Genomic DNA, 21,353 nt, shown 5'->3' on the forward strand with positions numbered 1-21,353 from the left:
CTTTGCCGTCGTCACTGGGCCAGCGCCTTGCCGTCGGCGCCGAAGCGATGCAGCTTGGTCTTGTCGGGGGTCAGGTAGACGGTGTCGCCGTGCTTCACCGCGACCTCGCCGTCGGCGCGGACATTGATCGTGCCGATGCCGTCGGTCTGGACATGCAGGAAAGTGTCGGAGCCAAGATGCTCGGCAACGCCCACCGTCGCCTTCCAGTCTCCGGCCGTGGTCGAGATGTTCAAGTGTTCGGGCCGGATGCCGATGGTCTTGGCGCCGTATTTGTCTGCCGGCGCGCCTTCGATGAGGTTCATCTTGGGCGAGCCGATGAAGCCGGCGACGAAGAGGTTCTTCGGCGTCTTGTAGAGTTCCATCGGCGAGCCGACCTGCTCGATGTTGCCGGCGTTGAGCACGACGATCTTGTCGGCCATGGTCATGGCTTCGACCTGGTCGTGGGTGACGTAGATCATCGTCGTCTTCAGCTGATGGTGCAGCTCGCTGATCTCCAGCCGCATGGTGCCGCGCAGAGCCGCGTCGAGGTTGGACAGCGGCTCGTCGAACAGGAAGGCCGAGGGCTGTCGCACGATGGCGCGGCCGATGGCGACGCGCTGGCGCTGGCCGCCGGAGAGCTGGCCGGGGCGGCGCTCGAGGTAGTTGGTGAGGTTGAGCACGCGCGCGGCGTCCTTCACCTTCTTGTCGATGGTCGCCTGGTCCTCGCCGGCCATCTTCAATGGGAAGGCGATGTTCTTGGCGACCGTCATGTGCGGATAGAGCGCGTAGGACTGGAACACCATGGCAAGCTTGCGCTTGGCCGGCGCCTCGCGGGTGACGTCACGGCCATCGATCGAGATGGTGCCGCCGCTGGTATCCTCGAGCCCGGCGATCAGCCTGAGCAGCGTGGACTTGCCGCAACCCGATGGGCCGACGAACACGACGAACTCGCCGTCCTCGATGTTGAGGTCGATGTTCGGAATGATCACCGTCGACCCGAAGGACTTGGAGACGTTCTTGAGCGTGATGTTTCCCATGGTTTCCTCCCGGGGATGGTCTTCGTCGTCCGCCGCTTGGGCGCTTTTACTTCACGGCGCCAAAGGTCAGGCCGCGCACCAACTGCTTCTGGCTGAACCAGCCCATGATCAGGATCGGCGCGATCGCCAGCGTCGAGGCCGCGGAGAGCTTGGCCCAGAACAGGCCTTGCGGACTGGAGAAAGAGCTGATGAAGGCGGTGAGCGGCGCGGCATTGGTGGTGGTGAGCCGGATGGTCCAGAACGCCTCGTTCCAGGCCAGGATGATGTTCAAGAGCATGGTCGAGGCGATGCCGGGAACAGCCATCGGCGTCAGCACATAGATGATCTCGTTCCACAGCGAGGCGCCGTCCATGCGCGCCGCTTCCAGGATCTCGCCCGGTATCTCGCGGAAATAGGTGTAGAGCATCCAGACCACGATCGGCAGGTTGATCAGCATCAGCATGACCATCAGGCCGATGCGGCTGTCGAGCAGGCCGGTGTCGCGGAAGATCAGGTAGATCGGGAAAAGCACCGCGACCGCCGGCATCATCTTGGTGGACAGCATCCACATCAGGATGTCCTTGGTGCGCTTGGTCGGCGAGAAAGCCATCGACCATGCCGCCGGGATCGCGACCAGCAAGGCCAGAATGGTCGAACCGACCGAGAGCAGCACAGAATTGAAAAAGAACTTGAAGTAGCCGCTCTGCGCCTGCACCTCGGAATAGCTCTCGAAGGTCCCGGAGGGGATCAGGTTGAAGCCCTGGATCGCCTCCTGCTCCGACTTGAACGAGGTGATGATCGTATAAAGGATCGGAAAGAAGATCAGCAGGGCGACGATCCAGGCCGCGGCCGTGGCGATGGTCTTGTGCTGGGTGGTGACTGCGCGGGCCATCTTGTCCTCCCTATTTGTCCAGGTTCTTGCCGACGGCGCGCATGGCGAAGAAGGCAACGATGTTGGCCAGAATGACGGCGATCACGCCACCGGCGGATGCCTGACCGATTTTGAACTCCAGCAGCGCCTTCTGGTAGACGAGGAAGGGCAGATTGGTGGAGGCGTAGCCCGGGCCGCCATTGGTGGTGACCAGGATCTCGGCATAGACCGAGAGCAGGAAGATCGTCTGGATCAGGATGACGACGGTGATCGCCCGCGACATGTGCGGCAGCGTCAGATACCAGAAGCGGCTGAGGAAGCCGGCGCCGTCCATCTCGGCCGCTTCCTTCTGCTCGCCGTCGAGCGACTGCAAGGAAGTGAGCAGGATCAGCGTCGCGAAGGGCAGCCACTGCCAGGCGACGATGAGGATGATGGCGGTTAGCGGATGCTGGCCGAACCAGTCGATCGGCTCGGCGCCGAAGAAGCGCGCGATATCGGCGAAGACGCCGTATTGCGGGTGCATGATCATGTTCTTCCAGACAAGGGCCGCGACCGGCGGCATGACGAAGAACGGCGAGATAACCAGGATGCGCACGATGCCCTGGCCCCAGATCGGCTGGTCGAGCAGCATCGCCAGAAGGATGCCGCCGACAACGGTGATGACCAGCACGCTGACGACGATGGTCAGCGTGTTGAGGATCGAGGAGAGGAAGGCCGGGTTGGAGTAGAACAGCGCGTAGTTGGAGAAACCGACGAAGCCGTCACGGATCGGGTTCAGCGGATTGTACTGCTGGAACGAGAACCACAGCGTGAAGACGAGCGGCACGATCATCCAGACAAACAGCAGGATCACCGATGGCGCCATCATGAAGCGCGCAAGCGAACGGGTTTGCTGAGTAGCCATGACGGTCACCCTCCCAAGGTCAGCCGGATTAAGAGTTGTGCCAGAATTTTCCTGGTTTTGAGAAGTGGCCGCCCGAACTGGGTTTCGGGCGCCCACCTGCCGGTCATGATGCGCGACCGGCGTTCGGCACCGGGAGGAGCCTTACTTGATGTAGCCGCCTTCGGTCATCGCCGCGGTGGCTGCGTCCTGGGCCTGCTTGAGGGCATCGTCGACGCTCGACTGGCCGGCAAGCGCTGCCGAGAAGAGTTGGCCGACGGTGGTGCCGAGGCCCTGGAATTCAGGAATGGCGACGAACTGCACGCCGACATAGGGCACCGGCTTGACGGTCGGATGCGTCGGGTCGGCGGCGTTGATGGAGTCCAGCGTCATCTTCGCGAAAGGCGCTGCCTTCTGGTACTCCGGATTGGCGTAGAGCGAGGAGCGCGTGCCCGGAGGAACGTTGGCCCAGCCTTCCTTCGAAGCGACCAGCTCGGCATAATGCTTGCTGGTTGCCCAGGAGACGAACTTCTCGGCGGCGGCGGCCTTCTGGGTGCCGGCGGGGACCGCCAGCGACCATGCCCACAGCCAGTTGCCGCGCTTGCCGAGACCATTGTCGGGCGCCAGCGCATAGCCGACCTTGTCGGCGACCTTCGAGGCCTTCGGATCGGAGACGAAGGACGCGGCGACGGTGGCGTCGATCCACATGCCGCACTTGCCCTGCTGGAATAGCGCCAGGTTCTCGTTGAAGCCGTTGGACGAAGCGCCTTCCGGGCCGTCGGCCTTCATCAGGTCGACATAGAACTGCAGCGTCTTCTTCCACTCGGGCTGGTCGAACTGCGGCTTCCAGTTCTCGTCGAACCAGCGCGCGCCGAAGGAGTTCGACATGGCGGTCAGGAAAGCCATGTTCTCGCCCCAGCCTGCCTTGCCGCGCAGGCACACGCCGTTCACGCCGTTGGCGCGGTCGGTCATCTTGTCGGCGGCCTGCTTGATGAAGTCCCAGGTCGGCGCGTCGGGCATCTTGAGGCCCGCCTTCTCCATCAGGTCCTTGCGGTACATGACGAAGGAGCTTTCGCCGTAGAAGGGCGCGGCATAGAGCTTGCCGTCGACCGAAAGGCCGCCGGCAATGGCCGGGATGATGTCCTTGACGTCGTAGTCGTCGCCGAGCTTGTCGAGCGGCAGCAGCCAGCTCTGCTTGGCCCAGATCGGAACCTCGTAGGTGCCGATGGTCATGACGTCGTACTGGCCGCCCTTGGTGGCGATGTCGGTGGTGACGCGCTCGCGCAGCACGTTCTCTTCAAGCGTGACCCAGTTGAGCTGGATGTCGGGGTTGGCCTTGGTGAAGTCGTCCGTCAGCTTCTGCATGCGGACCATGTCGCCATTGTTGACGGTGGCGATGGTGATGGATTCGGCGTGCGCGGCGAAAGCGAGAGCGCTTGCCGACAACAGGCCCAGGGTGAGCGTGCGAAGTTTCATCAAATTCCTCCCATAAACCAAGATGAGCATTTGCCTTGGCTTTGAGCAATTACTCACTTGCCGTGATTTATGTCAACCCTGAATCTATGCTGCAACGCAGCAGAAATGACGCTACGTGACCCGCCCGGCGACGCGGCCGGTCACTTTGGCGGTGGAAGGTACGGGCAGTCGGCTTAAGGGCAGGCGATCTCGGCCAGGATCCAGTCGCGGAAAGCGCGGATCTTCGGCACGTTGCGGCGTGCCGTCGGATAGACCAGCCAATAGGCATGGCCGTCGTCGCCAACCAGATCGAAGGGCTGGACCAGGCGACCGTCGGCGATCTCGTTCTTGAACAGGGCCCTGGTCAGGATCGCCACGCCATGGCCAGCCATCGCCGCGTTCGCCTCATAGGCCTGCGCGCCCATGCTTGAGCCCGGCCGTTTGGCGAGATCATGCCCGCTCACGCCGGCGGCCTCGAACCATTGCGTCCACCAGATGTCGCCGGGGTCGAGGATCGGCAATCGCAGCAGATCCGCCGGTTCGTTGACGCCGCCGATGCTCGCCGCGAGCTTGGGGCTAAGCATCGGGGTGAAATCGGCGTCGAGCAGCTTGTGCGCCTCGAGGCCCGGCCATTTGCCGCCGCCCGAGCGGATGGCGAGATCGACATCCTCGCGCGCGAAATCGGTCAGGCGGCTCGACGTGTCGAGCCGCACGGCAAGTGCCGGATGGGCGATCTGGAACGAGCCCAGATGCTGCGCCAGCCAGTTCGAGGCGAAGGTCAGCACGGTGGTGACGCAGAGCAGGCCGTCGGCGCCGCCGCGCGCCGCGGCATAGGCCTGGCCCAGGATGGCGAAGGCCTCGCTGACGGCAGGCGCCAGGCGCTGGCCGGGCTCGGTCAACTCGATCTGCCGTGGACGACGCAGGAACAGTGGCGCGCCAATGCGCTCCTCGAGCAGCTTGATCTGGTAGCTGGCAGCCGCCTGGGTCATGCCCAATTCCTGCGCCGCCTTGGTGAACGACAGGTGCCTAGCCACCGCTTCGAACACCCGGACCGCCTGCAGCGGCGGCAGCGGCGCAAGCTGCGGAGAGCTGAGATCGGGCATAAGGCCTCCTTATGGGTCATGATCGAGGTTTAATTGGAAGCACGAACCGGCCAACCCGATATTTGGGGTCGACGATCAATCCAGTTCAAGCGCTAGAGCGCTTCGCCGTTTCACGGAAACGGCAAATCGCTCTAACTCTTTGATTTTACGCAATTCCGGACGGAAAACCGCTCACACTTTTCCTGGAATTGCTCTAACGAAGGCTGACGATCATGGTCACGGTTCAGGAAAAACTCGTTTCCACCCCGGCACGCGGCTGGCTTTTCACGCTCGTGCGGGAATTTGCACGGTTTTCGGGCCGCAGGCGCGGCTATATCGATGTTCGGGAACTATCCGAGCATCTGCAGCGCGACATGGGTTTTCTCGACGGCAACGACCCGCGCGGCCCTTCGCAATAGCCATTCTTTTTATGGGCAGTCAGCCGGCAAGCAAGGCTTCGGCCGTCCGTTCGTCGGTGATGAGGCCGTTGACCAGCCGCCGATTCACGGCGGCCAGGATGCCCGGCAGCTTGCGCTCGCCCATGGCCAAAGCGATGACCAGCGACCGTTCCCGCGACGGCAGCGCGGCGGAAGAGACGCGGTCGTTGGTGATGCCTTCGATCATGCGGCCTTCGCGGTCGAAGACCCAGCCGACGATCTCGGCAATGCCGCCGGCCTTCTGCAGCGCCTTCAGCTCGCTTTCGGAAATGAAGCCGTCCTCGTAGAGGGGTGCCCTAGGCCCGAGATCGCCGATGCCGACAAAGGTGACGTCGGCCTCGGCTGCCAGCGCCAATGTAGGCTGGATCATCGGCTGGTTGAGCAGCATCTCGCGCTCTTCCGGCGAGGACGCGATGACCGGCAGCGGCATCGGGAAGGACCGCGCCTTGACGCGGTCGGCCATGGTGAAGATGACGTTGTAGAAAGCGGCCGAACCGTCGGGCGAGATGTTGCCGGTCAACGACACGACCTTGTGCTGCGGGCATTCCATCGGCGGCAGCTGCTCGATCGCCGCCTTCAGCGTGCGCCCGGTGCCTATCGCCATGACGATGGGCGCCTCCGAGCGCAGCCGGCGTTCGATTTCGGCCGCTGCAGCCTCGGCGATGCCGATCGTCGTCGAGTTCGATGTCGGGTCGCTCGGCACCACCTCGACAAGGTCGAGCGCGAAGCGTGACTTGAGCCGCGCGGCAAGATCCAGGCAGTTGGCGATCGGATGATCGACGCGCACCTTGATCAACCCCTCCGACATGGCGAGCGACACCAGCCGCTGCGCCGTCTGCCTGGAGATACCAAGCTTGGCCGCGATCTGGTCCTGCGTGTTGCCGGCAACATAATAAAGCCAGCCGGCGCGCGCGGCGTCGTCCAACCTGGTGCTGCCGGTTTCCTGTCGCGAATTCACGTCCTGCCTCCAGCCCGCGCGATGCTGAAACGGGCGCCATAGCTTACAGCGAATATGCCAGCGCGCAATTGTCTATCGAAAGGGCAATTGCTTGGGGGTGTCGCAGGCTGCCGAAGGACCAATCCGCCGCTTGCCCAACCATTTGCCGACGGGACGGTTTATCTCAACCGGGAAACCCATTAAGGGGATCGGCGAAGGGAGCCGCACATGACGCCGAAAGCCGTTTTCTGGGATATGGACGGAACGCTGGTCGACAGCGAGCCGCTGCATGAGGCGGCGCTTGTGGCGGCGCTGCGCAGCGTCGGCGTCGCGCCGCCGGTCGACCTGCACGAGCGTGTGCTTGGCGTCGCCGCATGGCCGGTCTACGAGATGCTGCGCGACGAGTTCGGCCTTAGCCTGCCCTTCGACGACTGGATCGTGCGCAAATATGATCACTATCTGCCGCTGGCCGAAACGCTGAAGCCACGCCCGGGCGCGATCGAAGTGTTCAACGAATTGCGCGCGCTCGGCGTCGAGCAGGCGGTGGTGTCCAACTCCGACCGGCTGATCGTCGATGCCAATCTGCGCGCCGTCGGCCTCATCTATCCGGGCATGATGACGGTCAGCCGCAACGACGTGATCGACGGCAAGCCGCTTCCCGAACCCTTCCTGCGCGCCGCCTATCTCGCCGGCGTCGATCCGGTGGATGCTTTTGCCGTCGACGACAGCCTGACCGGCGCCATGGCCGGACTGGCTGCGGGCATGAAGACGATCTTCTGGCCGGAAGCGCCGATGGAAGGTCCGCCCGGCGCCATCGTCATCAACAGCGCGGCGGAATTGCGGGCGCAGCTGGGGCTTTAGCCCTCGGACGTCAGCGCTGCCCCTCATCCGCCCTTCGGGCACCTTCTCCCCGTGAACAGGGAGAAGGGAAATGACCGCTCAATTCCGGTAGACCGACTCTTCCTCGTCGAGGATCGCCTTCAACTCGGCCAGATGGCGTTCGGCCTGGCCAGGATAATCGTCCATCTCGCGCGCGGTCTTCTCGGCGATCTCGTTGGAGAGCGTGCGCAGCGGGCGGCCGGTCCACAGCGCCTTGATGTAGGTCTCGGCGGCGCGCTCGAAATAGAACATGCGGTTGAAGGCGTCGGCGACAGTGTCGCCGATGACCATGACGCCGTGATTGCCCATGACCATCACCTTGACCTTAGGGTCGGTGAGAAGCTGCGAACAGCGCTCGCCTTCCTCCTCGAAAGCCAGGCCGCCATAATTGGCGTCGACGACATGGCGATTGAAGAACATGGCCGAGTTCTGGTCGACCGGCGGCAGCGTCGAGTCGGCGAGCGAGGCAAGCACGGTGGCGTGGATCGAATGGACATGCATGGCGCAGCGCGCATGCGGGACATTGCGATGGATGGCGCCATGCAGACCCCAGGCGGTCGGGTCGGGCGCGTTGGGGCCGGACAGCGTTTCGGGATCGTTGGCGTCGATCAACAGCAGGTCGCTCGCCTTGATGCGCGAGAAATGCACCTGGTTGGGGTTCATCAGGAACTTGGTGCCATCCTCGTTGACGGACAGCGAGAAGTGGTTGGCCACCGCCTCATGCATGTTGAGCCGGGCCGTCCAGCGGAACGCGGCGGCGAGATCGACCCGCTCCTCATAATAGGGCAGGTTGCTCAGCGGTTCCTTGTGCAGGCGGGCAAGGCTCATCGAAAATCCTCCTGTTTGGATGAGAATGCCGTGCCTGACGGCTGCCAGCAACCGCAAACTGGTGGGTCAGCGGCTCAGGCGGCAGGCCGTTCCGATTGCAGCCCGCCCTGCTCGACGATGAAGTCGACGACCTCCTTGAGACCCTTGCCCCGCGACAGATCGGTGAAGCCGAAGGGCCGCTTGCCGCGCATGCGGCCGGCATCGGACTCCATGACGTCGAGGTTGACGTTCACATAGGGCGCCAGATCGCTCTTGTTGATGATCAGGAAATCCGAACGGGTGATGGCCGGGCCGCCCTTGCGCGGGATTTCCTCGCCCTGGCAGACCGAGATGACATAGAGGGTGAGATCGGCGAGGTCTGGCGAGAAGGTGGCGGCGAGATTGTCGCCGCCGGATTCGATGAAGATGATGTCGAGGTCCGGGAACTTTTTGTTCAGCTCCGCAATCGCCCGCAAATTGATCGAGGCGTCCTCGCGGATGGCGGTGTGCGGGCAGCCGCCGGTCTCGACGCCGACAATGCGCTCTTCAGGCAATGCTTGTAGCCGCGCGAGCATCATCGCATCTTCCTTGGTGTAGATGTCGTTCGTGACGACGGCGATGGAGAAGTCGTCGCGTAGCGCCTTGCAGAGCTTCTCGGTCAGCGTGGTCTTGCCGGAGCCGACCGGGCCGCCGATGCCGATGCGAAGAGGACCGTTTTTCGACGTCATGCCGGGAACTCCGTGATTGCAAGGATTGCGAAGCCCAACCCGATCAGCAGGCAGAGCGGCGAATAGAGACGCTGGTCGAGCCGCGCGAAAGGCTGCTCGGGCGCAAGCTTGCGCCACCAGGGCGTGAAGCCGGCGATGCCGCGTCCGAGGAAGACGAGGCCGATCATCAGCGCCGTGGCTGCCAGGCCTTCTCTTGGAAAGGGCGTCGCAAAGACGCCGGCGAGCGCCAGCGGCCAGAGCGTCGCGAGAATAAGGCAAGCGGCGACAGCAAAGCTTGCGACCGTCGAGGGCATCTCGTCGACGCCACGGAAGCCGACGACGGCGCGCGCGCAGGAGGCCTGATCCGTGCCCGGCCAGATGCCGCCTATGCCCCAATAGACATGCAAGGTGGTGATCAAGAGCAGGACGAAAGAGAGGATGACGGCAAGGACGGTCATGAGCGGAACAGCCGCGAATATTGTGTCTCGTGGCTCATCGCCGCTATGTCGGACATGAAGGCCGCGCCGCCCAGATCGTCCAGGCTGGAAGCAGCGGCGCGCGATGCGGTCGCCAGCGCCAGAGGTTCGAAGCCGGCTAACAATGCGACGGCGTCGGCCTGGCCAACCACGCCGAGCCTGATCGCCGCTTGCACGAGATTGGAGAAGAATGCCTGCAGGAAGGCGGACAGCGCTTGCGAAAGATCGATGCCGCCGCTGCCGGCAACGGCGCCGACCGCAACGCAATAGGGGCAATCGGCCGGCAAACGCTCCAAAGCCGGAGACGACCAGGCAGACGCCGCCCGCAGAAAGGCCGCGCCCTGCAGCATGGTTTCCATGTGCCGCTCCCGCGACCCGGCAAGCGCTTCGGCCAGCGCGGCAACTTCGCCGAGATCGCCACCGTCGCGGGCACGCCGCCAGCTTTCCGCGAAGAGCACGGCGTCGTTCCAGCCCGACCCCAACTCGACCAGCGTCTCCAGCCAGCCGGCGAGATCTTTCCGATCAGCGATCAGTCCGTCATGCACGGCGCGCTCGAGCCCATGACTGTAGGCGAAGCCACCGACCGGAAAGGCCGGCGACAGCCAGGCCATCAGCCGCAGCAGCGCGACGGTGGAAGGCTGCTCAGTCATGGCGATGGTGGTGACCATGGTCGTGATCATGATGATCGTGACCGTGGTCATGATCATGGTCATGGTGGTCATGATCGTGGTGATCATGCGAATGGCCGTGGTCGTGGCCATGGCCGGAATACGCGCCGCGCACCGGGCTGAACGGTTGCGAAACCTCGCTTACCGTGGCGCCGAGGCCTTCCAGCATCGCCTTGATGACATGGTCGCGCAGGATGAGGATGCTGTCCGCCTCGATCGCCGCCGCGAGATGGCGGTTGCCGATGTGCCATGCAAGCTCGGTGAGATGAACCGCGTCGCGGGCGCGGATGTCGTAGACCTCTTCCGGCGCCGCGACGATCTCAAGCTGGCGGCCGTCCTCCAGCACCAGCCGGTCGCCATTGGCTAAAGCGACCGGTTCGGGCAGGTCGACCAGCACCTTGTCGCCGCTCGCGGTCTCGATAGCACGTCGGCGCAGATGCCGCTCGTCATGCGGCAGCACGGCCTTGTCGTAGGGCTTCGCTGCCCCGGCTTGGCCGGCTGCAAGAACCGACACAGCGCGCGGGAACTTGGTGAAATCGGTGTTGATGTTGAGCTTCATTTCATGGCTCCGCCATTAGAGCGCCGCGCGTCCTCTTGGACGCACAAAAGGACGCTCTAACACTTTTTGAATCTATGCATCGTGCTTTCCGAAAATCGATTCCGATTTTCGGGCCGATGCATTGGCTTGGGCGCGGGCACGAGCGGGTCGCGACAGCACACGGTCGAAATAGGCATCGACCCGTTCGGATTCGATCGGGAAACGGCCGGCGCGCGCCCAGCCGCCCATGTCGCCGAGCAGTACATCGACAGCGGAAAACCGGTCGCCCAACGCAAAGGGCCTGTCGCCGAGCCGGCGGTCCAGCGCCTTTATTTCGGATGCGAAGTCATAGGCCGCGGCTGGCCCGACATCCACACGCACGTCCCTGGGCAAAAGAAAGCGATGGCGCAGCTTGTTCCATAGCGGCGCTTCCAATTCGCTCTGGGCGAAATGCATCCAGGAATCCATCTCGGCGCGGCCGGCAAGGCCGGGAGTGGCGCCCATGCCCTGCTCCGCGTGCTTGTCCGCCAGATAGACGCAGATCGCCGCCGAATCCGTAATCTCAACGTCGCCGTCGATCAGGATCGGCACCTTGCCGGAAGGATTGAGCGCAAAGGCCTCGGGCGAGCGCAATTTGACCTCGACGAACTCATAGGGCTGCCCGAGCTCCTCGAGCATCCAGAGCACCCGGCTGACGCGGGAGCCGCGCGATCCGACGGCCTTGTACATGATTGAATCCTGCATCTCCCAATCCTAGACCAACGCAGGCATCGGCCCAATCCCACTTAGACGATGGTGTCGAACAGCCGCAGGATGAACGATATCTGGTAGATCAGCGTCGCCGCGACGAAGGCGATGTGGAAGCGGCGGTCGCGGACCAGGATAGCGGCGACGCAGAGCGCGACGAAGACCGGCGTGCGGAACAGATATTCGTTGCCGAAGCGGGCGAAATGCTCCGGCCCCTTCAGCAGCGTATCGATCACGTCGAGCAGATAAGTCGCGCCGAGCAGCCCGAAGAACCAGGCACGGCGCGAGTAGAAATAGTCCTCGTAGGAGGTGTAATCGAGCATCGAATCCGGGAACAGCAGCGCGCAGAGCAGGAACAGCGTGATGGCGTAGAAGATGATGAAAAGGTATTTTCCGAAGGTCCAGGTCTCGATGGCGTAGAGCCCGAACTCCCACCACCAGAAATGCACCAGCATCAGCAGCACCGAGCCGACCCAGGCGAGGTGCACCGCGTAGATCCGGTACTGGCCGGGGTGCTGGACGATACGGGCGGTTCCCGAAAGCAGTCGGGTCACACCGAGGCCGATCACCATGCCCATGACGATGCGGATATGCGGAAAGATATCGTGCGGAGAGGCGATTTCGGTGGCCATGGCCTTAGCTGGGAATGCGGAGGAGAGACACGGGTAGGTCAGTCTCGCAGGAAATCATCCATCGAAAGCGGTCCGCCGGGCCAAAATCGGTCGTCGAGCGCTTGCTTGGCCGTGAAAGAAGGTTCAATCGGGAAGTGCGACTTTCTTAATCCCGTTTCTCGCACTGCAACGGGCAAAGCGTCTTTGTACGCCTCTTCGAAAACTTGAGCGGGAAATCGGCGAAGGCTTGGGCTATCCTTGACGATATTGCCAATCCAGGTGCGTTGCTCGGAGATTGATGCCTGCCAGCTGTGGCATCTGTGCCCCGGCTGAAATTCCCATTTCAGGAGATGCGCAATCAATACCTCCATACGGCTGCGAATCTCGCGCCTGTCCCTCCTCCCCAAGCTCTCGATCTCCTCGGCCAAATTCTCGCGGTCAAGCTCGGAAAGACGTCCTTCGCGCAGCAGGGCGCCCTGCTCCGCACACCACTGGACGAAGTCCGCTTCGTAGGGCGTCGACGCCCTGAGACGATCAATCCTGTTCATCTGCGCATCATGCCCCAATTCGCGAAAATCGCAAAGAAATGCCGCACAGGACAGGTGGACATTCAAAACAGGAAATACCGCTGCGCCATAGGCAGCACGGTCGCCGGCTCGCAGGTCAGCAGCTCGCCGTCGGCGCGAACCTCATAAGTTTCCGGATCGACTTCGACATGCGGCGTCGCGTCGTTGAGCACCATGGAGCGCTTGCCGATGCCGCCGCGCGTGTTCTCGACCGCGATCATCGCCTTGTCGACACCCAGCCTGCCCTGCAGTCCGGCGTCGAGGGCGGCCTTCGAGACGAAGGTGACCGATGAATTGGTCAGCGCCTTGCCATAGGCGCCGAACATCGGCCGGTAGTGCATCGGCTGCGGCGTCGGGATCGAGGCGTTGGGATCGCCCATCGGGGCCGCGGCGATCGAGCCGCCGACCAGCACCATCTCCGGCTTGACGCCGAAGAAGGCCGGATTCCACAGCACCAGATCGGCGCGCTTGCCGACCGTGATCGAGCCGATCTCCTTCGATAGGCCATGCGCGATGGCCGGATTGATGGTGTATTTGGCGATGTAGCGGCGGACGCGGAAATTGTCGTTGTCGCCGGTCTCGCCGGGCAGCGCGCCGCGCTGGCGTTTCATCTTGTCGGCGGTCTGCCAGCAGCGGATCGCCACCTCGCCGACACGGCCCATGGCCTGGCTGTCGGAGGAGATGATCGAGAAGGCGCCGATGTCGTGCAGTATGTCCTCGGCGGCGATCGTCTCCTTGCGGATGCGGCTTTCGGCAAAGGCGATGTCCTCGGGGATCGAGGGCGACAGATGATGGCAGACCATCAGCATGTCGAGATGCTCGGCCAGCGTGTTGACCGTGTAGGGCCTGGTCGGATTGGTCGAGGACGGGATGACGTTGGGCAGGCCGCAGACCTTGATGATGTCGGGCGCATGGCCGCCGCCGGCGCCTTCGGTGTGGAAGGCGTGGATGGTGCGGCCCTTGATGGCCGCCACCGTGTTCTCGACGAAGCCCGATTCGTTCAGGGTGTCGGTGTGGATCATCACCTGCACATCGTAGGCGTCGGCGACCGACAGGCAGCAGTCGATCGCCGCCGGCGTCGTGCCCCAGTCCTCATGCAGCTTCAGCGAGCAGGCGCCGGCCAGCACCATCTCTTCCAGCGCCGCCGGCTTTGACGCGTTGCCCTTGCCGGACAGGCCGATGTTCATCGGGAAGGCGTCGAAGGATTGGATCATGCGCGCCATGTGCCAGGGGCCGGGCGTGCAGGTGGTGGCTAAAGTGCCATGCGCCGGGCCAGTGCCGCCGCCCAGCATCGTGGTGACGCCGCTCATCAGCGCTTCCTCGATCTGCTGCGGGCAGATGAAGTGGATATGCGCGTCGAAGCCGCCGGCGGTCAGTATCTTGCCTTCGCCGGCGATGATCTCCGTGCCCGGGCCGATGATGATGGTGACGCCAGCCTGCGTGTCCGGATTGCCGGCCTTGCCGATGGCAGCGATGCGGCCGTCCTTGAGGCCTATATCGGCCTTGACGATGCCGAGGAGCGCGTCGACGACCAGCGCATTGGTGATGACGGTATCGACCGCGCCGCCCGCCCGCGTGACCTGGCTTTGGCCCATGCCGTCGCGGATGACCTTGCCGCCGCCGAATTTCACTTCCTCGCCATAAACGGTGAGGTCTTTTTCGACCTCGATAAACAGCTCGGTGTCGGCAAGCCGCACCTTGTCGCCGACCGTCGGTCCATACATCTGCGCGTAGGCGACACGGCTAATCCTGGCCATCAGCGATTGCTCCCGAAATTCAGCTTGCCAAAACCAACGTTGTTTGGGCGCGGGCTGCACATTGTCGCCACCCAATGGTCACGCAATGACCCGCTCGGCGACACCTTGAGCGCCCATTTGGACGTTCCTCTCGGGCGCTTGAGGCGGGCGAAACCACTCCAAAACCGATGGAAGGAATATCCATGCGCAAAGCGATAGTTCTCGCCGCGACCGCCACCCTGATGATGGCGGGCGCCGCGAATGCCCAGCAGCAGCCGACGCCGCAGCCCAGCCCGGCGCCAACCGCTCCGGCTGCACCGAAAGCTCAGCCCGCGGTGCCGGCGATCCAGAGCGTCAACGTCGTCGACATCACCGAACTGCCCAAGGACACACAGACACAGGTCAACCAGATCGTGGCGCAGCGCGGCGATGCAGGCCTGCAGACCTTGCGCAAGTCGATCGACTCGACGCCCAAGGTGAAATCCGCGCTTCAAGCCAAGGGCGTGACCTCCGCGCAGGTGATCGCGGCCAGCATGCAGCCCAACGGCGCGCTGACGCTGATCACCAAGAAGGCGAGCTGATTGCGCGCCCAGGCGGGCCGCATCGCGGTCCGCCAACCATATCTTGAAGGGAATGCGGGCCGCCTGCCCGCTTTTGAAGGGAACCTGCGGCCAAGCAGGACCGTTTCGCTGTTTTCGCCCCGTCACGAGTTCAGTCAGGAGCGAGCGATGGCGAAGTGCCGTGCAAAATGGAGTTGCGTGGCTGCCGCCGCGCTTTTGGTGGCCGCGCCCCACGCGGCACCCGCGGCGCAGCCGTTGGACAGCGGCAAGCCTGCCGCGGTGATCGTCGATTCCCACATCCGTCAGGAAGAGACGCTCTCCAGCACGGAAGCCGGAAAGGTCATAACGGCTATCGACCGCACCCGCGAGAATATCGGCACGGTGCGCAAGACCACCAAGCTCGACACGGTCGACATCGTGTTCCTGACCGATGCGGCGCGCAGCGAAGGCGGGCCGCCGCCGGCCATCGAGAACAAGGTCAAGCAGCATAAGGACGATGTGGCCGAACTGCGCCAGGAGATCGAGGCGAATGCCCTGCTCTTCAACGCGATCGATTCGCGGCGCCTGCAGGCCGAGGACGTGCTCGCGGTGGAGTTCGACAATCCCGGCAGGATCGTCATCTATGCCGCCGCCAAACCCCCGAAGTGATGGCCGCCGAAGTGATTTGAGCGCGCCGGCCACCGTCACAACTTGCCCATCACCTTCTGCTGGAAACCATAGACCTCGCGCTTGCCGCCCAGCGGCACCAGCGTGACATCGCGCTCCTGTCCCGGCTCGAAGCGCATGGCGGTGCCGGCGGCGATGTCGAGCCGCATGCCGCGCGCGCGTTCGCGGTCGAATTTCAGGCCCTCATTGGTCTCGAAGAAATGATAGTGGCTGCCGACCTGGATCGGCCGGTCGCCGCTGTTGGCGACCTTGAGCGTCACCTTCGGCAGCCCCTTGTTGAGCTCGATCTCGCCTTTGGCCGCAATGACTTCGCCGGGGATCATCGCGCCCTCACAACACGCCGAAGGCGAGGCCGACGCCGACCGCAGCACATGCCGCACCTGCGGCGCGCACCAGCCGGCGGAAGCGCAGGCCGAGGCCGAGAGCCGCCGCGATGCCGATGCCGTGCAGCAGCGCCGTGGCCACCGCGAAGCCCGCCATATAGTCCAGCCCGCCGGCGTTTTCCGGCACTTCCGTGCCATGGGCGTGACCGTGGAATAACGCGAACAGGCCGATGACGGCGACACCGGCCGAGACCGGCAGGTCGATCGCCAGCGCCACGAGCAGGCCGAGCGCCACGACGGAAGCGAGGATGCCCGGCTCGACGAAGGGCACCGGCACATGCAGCATGCCGAGCCCACCGCCGAGCAGCATCACGCCGACAAAGGCAAGCGGCCAGGCCCAGATCGCCTTGCCGCCCTTGAGCGCCGCCCACAGGCCGACGGCGATCATGACCGTCATGTGGTCGAGGCCGGACAGCGGATGCGCGAAGCCGGCGGCAAAAGACGAGGTGGAGCCTGCGCCGACATGGGCGTAGGCCGGCATGGCGGCCGCCAGGAAAAGGATCGCGGCAAGTGTGGTACGTTTCGTCGAAGCGGGGATCATCTTTCTGCCCTTCCAATTGACCTGTTCAAGCGGCCTTGCGCGGACCGCTGCCTTCGGCCTTGAGCACGCGCCTGGTCGATGGCGGATACTTCGTCAGCCTGGCCGCCGGCCGGATCGGCCGCGGCGCGAAATTGCCGCCGCAATTGGGGCAGACGCCGCCCAGCACATTGTCGACGCAGTCGGCGCAGAAGGTGCATTCGAAGGTGCAGATCAGCGCATCCGCCGCCTGCGGCGGCAGATCCTTGTCGCAGCATTCGCAATTCGGCCTGAGCTCCAGCACGGGTCGTTCTCCTCACCTGATCGGTTCGTGCACGGTCACCAGCTTGGTGCCGTCGGGAAACGTCGCCTCGACCTGGACGTCGTGGATCATCTCGGCAATGCCGTCCATGACCTGGGCGCGGGTCACGACATGGGCCCCCGCCTCCATCAGTTCCGCGACCGGGCGGCCGTCGCGCGCGCCCTCGACGACGAAGTCGGTGATCAACGCGATGGCTTCGGGATGGTTGAGCTTGACGCCGCGCTCCAGCCGCTTGCGCGCCACCATCGCCGCCATGGCGATGAGCAGCTTATCTTTTTCACGCGGCGTCAGGTTCATGCGATGTCCCGGTATTCCAAATCAGAGTGACCACAATTTAGGCAGACCCGCCCGCCCATTGAGCAGTTCGACGAGCGGAACCAGCCGCTTGCGGAGCAGGTAACCGTCGCCGGCACAAAGCCTCGCAAGAAGCTTGCCAGATCGGCCGACGCTCCAGAAACTGGCGCCGCCGATAACGGGGCCACCGATGGCGGGATCGCCGATGATGGCGCGGGCCGGCTCCAGCAGGCTTTCAGCCCGCGGCGAAACGAGCAGCAACGTGGCGACGGCCAGCGCGCCGCCGGTCGCCGCCGGCCGCTTGAGCGTTGCCGCGATATCCGGGCCGATCCGGAAATCCTCGGCATGGATCAGCGCGCCGCCCTGGCGGACCCGCCAGCGGTCATGGAAACGGCCTCGAACCGTCCGCTCGCCCATCGCCAGCCGGCCGAACAGCGCGGCTTCCAGCACCAATGCCTCGGCATCGTCGCCAAGCTCGACATCCAGCGTACGGGCGAAGGCGGCGCGGTCGAAAACGATGGTTTCCTGCGGTAGCCAGGCCAAGCGGCCACCTGGACCGACCCGCAGGCGGACGCTTGTCTCGGCCCTGTCGGCGGCGGCGCGATAGACCTTCTCGCAGGCCTGGGTGGTGATGGCGGCGGAGGCGGCGGCGCCGACCTCGACCGCCCAGCCGAGACGATCGCCGCCGGTCAGCCCGCCAGCCGTGTTGATCAGCACCGCCTCGAGCGGATCGCCTTCTACCGCCGGCAGGCGAATCTTGGCCGATCCGTCCTGGTAAAGCCGCTGCAGGCGCGTCCGACCGTCGTTTTTGCCGCAGAAAAGCCTGCCCAAGCCGGCAACACGTTGCGCGGCAAGCAAGGAAAGGGGTGCCAAGGGCGAGGCAGGTTGGGATGTCAAGGTGTCGTCGATCATGTCCATGATCCAGGTTAAGCACTCCGGCGGCTTTGTCGATATCGCTTGTTGCTTGACATCGTTTCGGTTTCTATAGAGGGAAGCCACCTTGGAGCGGTCGCGCGGTACCTGGCGAGGTAAGGGCGACGGTGTTTGTTGGGTCCGGGAATCAAAAAGGGGCGCTGATCAGTTGGCGTCGGGCAACGACAGGGGAAGGAACCGAATGGCTGACCAACTGACGACCGAGATCATCGAAAAGATCAAAGCGCACGCCGATACCGGCGGCGAGGAAATCACCACCAGCACCGATCTTGGCACGCTCGGCATCCATTCGTTGGAGCTGACCGAGATCATCTTCGATCTCGAGGAAAAATACGGCATCGAGATCGAGATGAACACGGTCGACGCCTGGAGCAATCTCAAGAACGTCGGCGACATGGTCGAGGCGGTTCGCGAACTGATCGCGAAAAAAGCCTGACTTCATGCAGAAACGCGTCGTCATCACCGGCATTGGCGGGATTTGCGGGCTTGGCAATGGCGTGCCGGCGATGTGGGACGCCATGCGCGCCGGCCGCTCGGCCATCGGTCCCATCGACAACCCGTCGCTGCATGACCTCAAGGTCAAGACCGGCTGCGAGATCAAGGAATTGCCTGACCATGGCATCGACCGCAAGCAGGTCGTGTCGATGGATCGCTTCAGCCTGCTGGCGGTGATCGCCGCGCGCGAGGCCATGCGGCAGTCCGGATTGACGGCGCATGCCGACAACACCTACCGGATGGGCGCAATCGTCGGTATCGGCGTCGCGGGCTTCGAGACCATCGAAGAGAATTACCGCGCCATCCTGCTCGAGGGGCGCAACCGCGCCGCCATCTTCACCGTGCCGAAAGTGATGCCGGGCGCGGCCGCCGGCCAGGTCAGCATGGCGCTCGGGCTGCGCGGCCCCGTCTTCGGCGCCACTTCAGCCTGCTCTTCGGCCAACCATGCGATTTCCTCGGCCGTCGACCAGATCAGGCTCGGCCGCGCCGACGTGATGGTCGCCGGCGGCACCGAAGCGCCATTGGTGTGGGGCGTGCTCAAGGGCTGGGAGGCGCTCAGGGTGCTTTCGCCCGACACGTGCCGGCCGTTCTCGGCCGATCGCGCAGGCCTGGTGCTCGGCGAAGGCGCCGGCATGGCGGTGCTTGAAAGCTACGATCACGCGATGGCGCGCGGCGCCACCATTTTAGCCGAGATCGCCGGCGTCGGGCTTTCGGCCGACGCCTCCGACATCGTCGCGCCGACTGTCGAGGGACCGGAGGCGGCCATGCGTTTCTGCCTGGCGGATGCCGGGCTCAATCCCGAAGATGTCGACTATCTCAACGCGCACGGCACCGGCACCAAGGCCAACGACCAGATCGAGACCGCGGCGATCAAGCGCGTCTTCGGCGAGCATGCGCGTTCGCTTTCGGTGTCGTCGACCAAGTCGATGCATGCGCATTGCCTCGGCGCTTCCGGCGGGCTGGAGATGATCGCCTGCGTGATGGCAATCCGCGACGGCATCGTGCCGCCGACCGCCAATTACCGCGAGCCGGACCCGGAATGCGACCTCGACGTGACGCCGAACACGGCGCGCGAACGCAAGGTGCGCGCCGCGCTCAGCAACAGTTTCGCCTTCGGCGGAACCAATGCGGTGCTGGCCTTCAAGGCGGTCTGATCGCAGCCGGTCCGTCGACTGTGCGTGCATGGCAAGCCGCTTGCCGGTGTATTGATCCGGGCCGGGCGGGACCCTAACTCTTTGCTCACCCGCCATGAGCGCCGCCCGGCGCCGATCCGCATCCGGAGTTTCCGATGACCGACCTGTCCGCCTTTCCGATCGCCAAGCGCTGGCCGGCCAAGCACCCCGACCGCCTGCAGCTCTATTCCGCCACGACGCCCAATGGCGTGAAGGTCTCGATCGCGCTGGAGGAGATCGGCCTTGCCTATGAGCCGCATTACGTCGACATCGGCAAGAATGAGAGCTGGACGCCGGAATTCCTGTCGCTCAACCCGAACGGCAAGATACCGGCGATCATCGACCCGGACGGCCCTGGCGGCAAGCCGATCGGACTGTTCGAATCCGGCGCCATCCTGCTCTATCTGGCCGACAAGACCGGCAGGCTCATTCCCGCCGATCCGGCGCGGCGCTACGAGGCGATCCAGTGGGTGTTCTTCCAGATGGCGGCGATCGGCCCGATCTTCGGACAGGTCGGCTTCTTCCACAAATTCGCCGGGCGCGAGATTGCCGACAAGCGGCCGCTGGAGCGTTACCGCGACGAATCGCGGCGCCTGATCGGCGTGCTGGAGACGCGCCTCAAGGGCCGCAAGTGGATCATGGACGACGACTACACCATTGCGGACGTGTCGATGCTGGGCTGGGTGCGCAACCTGATCGGCTTCTACGAGGCGCGGGAACTGGTCGGCTTCGACGATTTCCCGATCGTTGCCGAGTGGCTGGAGCGCGGCCTGGCGCGGCCGGCGGTGAAGCGGGGCCTCACCATCCCGGCGAAGGGCTGAAGGCGATTCCGGTAAAGGCGTGCGGTGGTGGGAACAAAAAAGCCCTGCGGGCGCACTTGACCGAGGTCGATCGCGCGGCCCATGCCGGACTGGTTTCGACGCTCGGCAAAAAGGCGCTTTGGCTGAAGGTGGCGGTGGGCGCGGCTAGCGCTCACGTTGAAGACTAGCCGAAACCCCCGTCGTCATACTCGGGCTTGATCCGAGTATCCATGCCGTGACCTCTGCCGTAGAGGGCAACGGTGCAGAATTCTGCAACCAGAGCAATGCTTTAGCGTCACGGCATGGATTCCAGGGTCTGCGCGCGTCGCTTCGCTCCTTGCTCCGCTTAGAATCACGACCGAGCTGTCGTGGCGGCCAATCGCGAAGGTCCGGCTCGGCGACTTCGCCGTCCGGAATCGCGTAAAAGGGCTATTTCGCCTTGGCCTTGGCGCCACCGCGGCCGAACACGGACGCCGCGAGCCGTGCGGTAGCAACAACCGCTCCTGTGGCGACGCCTGCCACGGTGCGGATCGGCCCTGACTTCTTTGCCGCCGGCTTGGGGTGCTTCGCGGCCTTGGCCGCGACCTTGTGGACCGCGCCGGGCGTCACTCTCTTGGGCGTCGCCTTGCCGAAACTCGGCTTGGCGTCTTTTGATCGCTCCGCGATTGCGGGGCCGGCGCCAGCCTTGGCCTGCGTCGTCCTGGATTGGTTGGCCTTGCCTTTCTTGGGCGCGGGTTTTCTGCTGTTGGTTGCCATCTGACGGCTCCTGCTCTTTTCTTTTCGCAACTCCGGACGAAAAGCGCTGCTCGCCTTCCTGGA

Annotated in this window: 28 protein-coding genes; 7 read left to right on the forward strand and 21 right to left on the reverse strand. The window is 64.1% G+C overall.

Annotated elements, in window-relative coordinates; all coding sequences use genetic code 11:
- Positions 1-11 precede the first annotated feature (11 nt).
- From AC0YKC_RS22875 to gcvA, 5 genes are all read right to left on the reverse strand, one after another.
- A complete protein-coding gene (locus AC0YKC_RS22875) occupies positions 12-1,016 on the reverse strand; it encodes an ABC transporter ATP-binding protein (protein WP_320294075.1) in 1,005 nt (334 codons plus the stop codon).
- Positions 1,017-1,062: 46 nt separating this feature from the next.
- A complete protein-coding gene (locus AC0YKC_RS22880) occupies positions 1,063-1,887 on the reverse strand; it encodes a carbohydrate ABC transporter permease (RefSeq protein WP_434724828.1) in 825 nt (274 codons plus the stop codon).
- 10 nt (positions 1,888-1,897) lie between these two features.
- Entirely contained in the window at positions 1,898-2,770 is an 873-nt protein-coding gene (locus AC0YKC_RS22885; protein ID WP_320294073.1) for a carbohydrate ABC transporter permease, read from the reverse strand.
- A 141-nt stretch (positions 2,771-2,911) separates the two neighbouring features.
- Complete coding sequence (locus tag AC0YKC_RS22890) at positions 2,912-4,222, reverse strand: ABC transporter substrate-binding protein (protein WP_320294072.1); 1,311 nt, start codon at positions 4,220-4,222, stop codon at positions 2,912-2,914.
- Between the two features lie 173 nt (positions 4,223-4,395).
- Complete coding sequence (gene gcvA, locus AC0YKC_RS22895; RefSeq protein ID WP_488512687.1) at positions 4,396-5,304, reverse strand: transcriptional regulator GcvA; 909 nt, start codon at positions 5,302-5,304, stop codon at positions 4,396-4,398.
- A 212-nt stretch (positions 5,305-5,516) separates the two neighbouring features.
- Here gcvA and AC0YKC_RS22900 point away from each other — a divergent pair, with 212 nt between their 5' ends.
- Positions 5,517-5,702, forward strand: a complete 186-nt coding sequence (locus AC0YKC_RS22900) for a hypothetical protein (protein ID WP_127883346.1) — start codon at positions 5,517-5,519, stop codon at positions 5,700-5,702.
- Between the two features lie 19 nt (positions 5,703-5,721).
- On the opposite strand, the gene AC0YKC_RS22905 is transcribed toward AC0YKC_RS22900, so the two are convergent.
- The gene (locus tag AC0YKC_RS22905; RefSeq protein WP_320294070.1) at positions 5,722-6,678 is read right to left on the reverse strand and encodes a sugar-binding transcriptional regulator; all 957 of its coding nucleotides are present in this window, start codon (positions 6,676-6,678) and stop codon (positions 5,722-5,724) included.
- Between the two features lie 207 nt (positions 6,679-6,885).
- Here AC0YKC_RS22905 and AC0YKC_RS22910 point away from each other — a divergent pair, with 207 nt between their 5' ends.
- Positions 6,886-7,518 (forward strand): HAD family hydrolase, encoded by a 633-nt coding sequence (locus tag AC0YKC_RS22910; protein WP_488512688.1) that lies wholly within the window; start codon positions 6,886-6,888, stop codon positions 7,516-7,518.
- 78 nt (positions 7,519-7,596) lie between these two features.
- Here AC0YKC_RS22910 and AC0YKC_RS22915 read toward each other — a convergent pair whose 3' ends face one another.
- The 9 genes from AC0YKC_RS22915 to ureC form a co-directional block, all read right to left on the reverse strand.
- Positions 7,597-8,364 carry a class II aldolase and adducin N-terminal domain-containing protein gene (locus tag AC0YKC_RS22915; protein ID WP_488512689.1) on the reverse strand — a complete coding sequence of 256 codons (768 nt, stop codon included), beginning with the start codon at positions 8,362-8,364 and terminating at the stop codon, positions 7,597-7,599.
- 74 nt (positions 8,365-8,438) lie between these two features.
- Positions 8,439-9,071, reverse strand: coding sequence for an urease accessory protein UreG (ureG, locus tag AC0YKC_RS22920; RefSeq protein WP_434724825.1), 633 nt, complete (start codon positions 9,069-9,071; stop codon positions 8,439-8,441).
- Complete coding sequence (locus AC0YKC_RS22925; protein ID WP_488512690.1) at positions 9,068-9,508, reverse strand: DUF3995 domain-containing protein; 441 nt, start codon at positions 9,506-9,508, stop codon at positions 9,068-9,070. The genes ureG and AC0YKC_RS22925 overlap by 4 nt, the downstream gene beginning before the upstream one ends.
- On the reverse strand, positions 9,505-10,206 hold the full coding sequence (locus tag AC0YKC_RS22930; protein ID WP_488512740.1) for an urease accessory protein UreF: 702 nt from the start codon (positions 10,204-10,206) through the stop codon (positions 9,505-9,507). The genes AC0YKC_RS22925 and AC0YKC_RS22930 overlap by 4 nt, the downstream gene beginning before the upstream one ends.
- Entirely contained in the window at positions 10,169-10,753 is a 585-nt protein-coding gene (gene ureE, locus AC0YKC_RS22935) for an urease accessory protein UreE (protein WP_488512691.1), read from the reverse strand. The genes AC0YKC_RS22930 and ureE overlap by 38 nt, the downstream gene beginning before the upstream one ends.
- 72 nt (positions 10,754-10,825) lie before the next feature.
- Positions 10,826-11,461: a glutathione S-transferase family protein gene (locus AC0YKC_RS22940; RefSeq protein WP_488512692.1), complete on the reverse strand. Its 636-nt coding sequence runs from the start codon at positions 11,459-11,461 to the stop codon at positions 10,826-10,828.
- 56 nt (positions 11,462-11,517) lie between these two features.
- Complete coding sequence (locus tag AC0YKC_RS22945; protein WP_488512693.1) at positions 11,518-12,111, reverse strand: hypothetical protein; 594 nt, start codon at positions 12,109-12,111, stop codon at positions 11,518-11,520.
- 38 nt (positions 12,112-12,149) lie between these two features.
- Entirely contained in the window at positions 12,150-12,638 is a 489-nt protein-coding gene (locus tag AC0YKC_RS22950) for a DUF29 domain-containing protein (RefSeq protein ID WP_488512695.1), read from the reverse strand.
- Positions 12,639-12,700: 62 nt separating this feature from the next.
- Positions 12,701-14,413, reverse strand: coding sequence for an urease subunit alpha (ureC, locus tag AC0YKC_RS22955; RefSeq protein WP_430699224.1), 1,713 nt, complete (start codon positions 14,411-14,413; stop codon positions 12,701-12,703).
- 182 nt (positions 14,414-14,595) lie between these two features.
- On the opposite strand from ureC, the gene AC0YKC_RS22960 reads away from it, so the two are divergent.
- Both AC0YKC_RS22960 and AC0YKC_RS22965 read left to right on the forward strand, forming a co-directional pair.
- Positions 14,596-14,973 carry a hypothetical protein gene (locus AC0YKC_RS22960; protein WP_320294061.1) on the forward strand — a complete coding sequence of 126 codons (378 nt, stop codon included), beginning with the start codon at positions 14,596-14,598 and terminating at the stop codon, positions 14,971-14,973.
- A gap of 147 nt (positions 14,974-15,120) precedes the next feature.
- Complete coding sequence (locus AC0YKC_RS22965; protein ID WP_320294451.1) at positions 15,121-15,600, forward strand: hypothetical protein; 480 nt, start codon at positions 15,121-15,123, stop codon at positions 15,598-15,600.
- Positions 15,601-15,635: 35 nt separating this feature from the next.
- Here the strand turns inward: AC0YKC_RS22965 and AC0YKC_RS22970 are convergent, their stop codons facing one another.
- From AC0YKC_RS22970 to AC0YKC_RS22990, 5 genes are read right to left on the reverse strand one after another with little or no spacing between them, the layout of a single operon-like run.
- Positions 15,636-15,941 carry an urease subunit beta gene (locus tag AC0YKC_RS22970; protein ID WP_320294060.1) on the reverse strand — a complete coding sequence of 102 codons (306 nt, stop codon included), beginning with the start codon at positions 15,939-15,941 and terminating at the stop codon, positions 15,636-15,638.
- A 7-nt stretch (positions 15,942-15,948) separates the two neighbouring features.
- Positions 15,949-16,542, reverse strand: a complete 594-nt coding sequence (locus AC0YKC_RS22975) for a HupE/UreJ family protein (RefSeq protein ID WP_320294059.1) — start codon at positions 16,540-16,542, stop codon at positions 15,949-15,951.
- A 25-nt stretch (positions 16,543-16,567) separates the two neighbouring features.
- Positions 16,568-16,822 carry a DUF1272 domain-containing protein gene (locus AC0YKC_RS22980; protein ID WP_488512697.1) on the reverse strand — a complete coding sequence of 85 codons (255 nt, stop codon included), beginning with the start codon at positions 16,820-16,822 and terminating at the stop codon, positions 16,568-16,570.
- A 12-nt stretch (positions 16,823-16,834) separates the two neighbouring features.
- Positions 16,835-17,137 (reverse strand): urease subunit gamma, encoded by a 303-nt coding sequence (locus AC0YKC_RS22985; protein WP_041003069.1) that lies wholly within the window; start codon positions 17,135-17,137, stop codon positions 16,835-16,837.
- 21 nt (positions 17,138-17,158) lie between these two features.
- On the reverse strand, positions 17,159-18,046 hold the full coding sequence (locus AC0YKC_RS22990; protein WP_488512699.1) for an urease accessory protein UreD: 888 nt from the start codon (positions 18,044-18,046) through the stop codon (positions 17,159-17,161).
- 202 nt (positions 18,047-18,248) lie between these two features.
- Here AC0YKC_RS22990 and AC0YKC_RS22995 point away from each other — a divergent pair, with 202 nt between their 5' ends.
- The 3 genes from AC0YKC_RS22995 to AC0YKC_RS23005 all read left to right on the forward strand — a co-directional run bounded on the left by AC0YKC_RS22995 (position 18,249) and on the right by AC0YKC_RS23005 (position 20,555).
- Positions 18,249-18,503: an acyl carrier protein gene (locus tag AC0YKC_RS22995; protein ID WP_126063251.1), complete on the forward strand. Its 255-nt coding sequence runs from the start codon at positions 18,249-18,251 to the stop codon at positions 18,501-18,503.
- A 4-nt stretch (positions 18,504-18,507) separates the two neighbouring features.
- Entirely contained in the window at positions 18,508-19,716 is a 1,209-nt protein-coding gene (locus AC0YKC_RS23000) for a beta-ketoacyl-[acyl-carrier-protein] synthase family protein (protein WP_320294056.1), read from the forward strand.
- A gap of 134 nt (positions 19,717-19,850) precedes the next feature.
- The gene (locus AC0YKC_RS23005) at positions 19,851-20,555 is read left to right on the forward strand and encodes a glutathione S-transferase family protein (protein ID WP_488512700.1); all 705 of its coding nucleotides are present in this window, start codon (positions 19,851-19,853) and stop codon (positions 20,553-20,555) included.
- Between the two features lie 408 nt (positions 20,556-20,963).
- Here the strand turns inward: AC0YKC_RS23005 and AC0YKC_RS23010 are convergent, their stop codons facing one another.
- On the reverse strand, positions 20,964-21,290 hold the full coding sequence (locus tag AC0YKC_RS23010) for a hypothetical protein (protein ID WP_434724817.1): 327 nt from the start codon (positions 21,288-21,290) through the stop codon (positions 20,964-20,966).
- Between the last annotated feature and the right edge of the window lie 63 nt (positions 21,291-21,353).

Source organism: Mesorhizobium sp. CNPSo 4661 (assembly GCF_057784215.1).

Coding starts and splice junctions, on each gene's coding strand:
- AC0YKC_RS22965 (WP_320294451.1), top strand. CDS start 15,121: ATGGCGAAGTGCCGTGCAAAATGGAGTTGCGTGGCTGCCGCCGCGCTT.
- AC0YKC_RS22880 (WP_434724828.1), bottom strand. CDS start 1,887: ATGGCCCGCGCAGTCACCACCCAGCACAAGACCATCGCCACGGCCGCG.
- ureG (WP_434724825.1), bottom strand. CDS start 9,071: ATGACGTCGAAAAACGGTCCTCTTCGCATCGGCATCGGCGGCCCGGTC.
- gcvA (WP_488512687.1), bottom strand. CDS start 5,304: ATGCCCGATCTCAGCTCTCCGCAGCTTGCGCCGCTGCCGCCGCTGCAG.
- AC0YKC_RS22975 (WP_320294059.1), bottom strand. CDS start 16,542: ATGATCCCCGCTTCGACGAAACGTACCACACTTGCCGCGATCCTTTTC.
- AC0YKC_RS22970 (WP_320294060.1), bottom strand. CDS start 15,941: ATGATCCCCGGCGAAGTCATTGCGGCCAAAGGCGAGATCGAGCTCAAC.
- ureE (WP_488512691.1), bottom strand. CDS start 10,753: ATGAAGCTCAACATCAACACCGATTTCACCAAGTTCCCGCGCGCTGTG.
- AC0YKC_RS22890 (WP_320294072.1), bottom strand. CDS start 4,222: ATGAAACTTCGCACGCTCACCCTGGGCCTGTTGTCGGCAAGCGCTCTC.
- AC0YKC_RS22875 (WP_320294075.1), bottom strand. CDS start 1,016: ATGGGAAACATCACGCTCAAGAACGTCTCCAAGTCCTTCGGGTCGACG.
- AC0YKC_RS23005 (WP_488512700.1), top strand. CDS start 19,851: ATGACCGACCTGTCCGCCTTTCCGATCGCCAAGCGCTGGCCGGCCAAG.
- AC0YKC_RS23010 (WP_434724817.1), bottom strand. CDS start 21,290: ATGGCAACCAACAGCAGAAAACCCGCGCCCAAGAAAGGCAAGGCCAAC.
- AC0YKC_RS22930 (WP_488512740.1), bottom strand. CDS start 10,206: ATGATCACGACCATGGTCACCACCATCGCCATGACTGAGCAGCCTTCC.
- AC0YKC_RS22885 (WP_320294073.1), bottom strand. CDS start 2,770: ATGGCTACTCAGCAAACCCGTTCGCTTGCGCGCTTCATGATGGCGCCA.
- AC0YKC_RS23000 (WP_320294056.1), top strand. CDS start 18,508: ATGCAGAAACGCGTCGTCATCACCGGCATTGGCGGGATTTGCGGGCTT.
- AC0YKC_RS22950 (WP_488512695.1), bottom strand. CDS start 12,638: ATGAACAGGATTGATCGTCTCAGGGCGTCGACGCCCTACGAAGCGGAC.
- AC0YKC_RS22940 (WP_488512692.1), bottom strand. CDS start 11,461: ATGTACAAGGCCGTCGGATCGCGCGGCTCCCGCGTCAGCCGGGTGCTC.
- AC0YKC_RS22915 (WP_488512689.1), bottom strand. CDS start 8,364: ATGAGCCTTGCCCGCCTGCACAAGGAACCGCTGAGCAACCTGCCCTAT.
- AC0YKC_RS22985 (WP_041003069.1), bottom strand. CDS start 17,137: ATGAACCTGACGCCGCGTGAAAAAGATAAGCTGCTCATCGCCATGGCG.
- AC0YKC_RS22945 (WP_488512693.1), bottom strand. CDS start 12,111: ATGGCCACCGAAATCGCCTCTCCGCACGATATCTTTCCGCATATCCGC.
- AC0YKC_RS22960 (WP_320294061.1), top strand. CDS start 14,596: ATGCGCAAAGCGATAGTTCTCGCCGCGACCGCCACCCTGATGATGGCG.
- AC0YKC_RS22995 (WP_126063251.1), top strand. CDS start 18,249: ATGGCTGACCAACTGACGACCGAGATCATCGAAAAGATCAAAGCGCAC.
- AC0YKC_RS22910 (WP_488512688.1), top strand. CDS start 6,886: ATGACGCCGAAAGCCGTTTTCTGGGATATGGACGGAACGCTGGTCGAC.
- ureC (WP_430699224.1), bottom strand. CDS start 14,413: ATGGCCAGGATTAGCCGTGTCGCCTACGCGCAGATGTATGGACCGACG.
- AC0YKC_RS22925 (WP_488512690.1), bottom strand. CDS start 9,508: ATGACCGTCCTTGCCGTCATCCTCTCTTTCGTCCTGCTCTTGATCACC.
- AC0YKC_RS22900 (WP_127883346.1), top strand. CDS start 5,517: ATGGTCACGGTTCAGGAAAAACTCGTTTCCACCCCGGCACGCGGCTGG.
- AC0YKC_RS22990 (WP_488512699.1), bottom strand. CDS start 18,046: ATGATCGACGACACCTTGACATCCCAACCTGCCTCGCCCTTGGCACCC.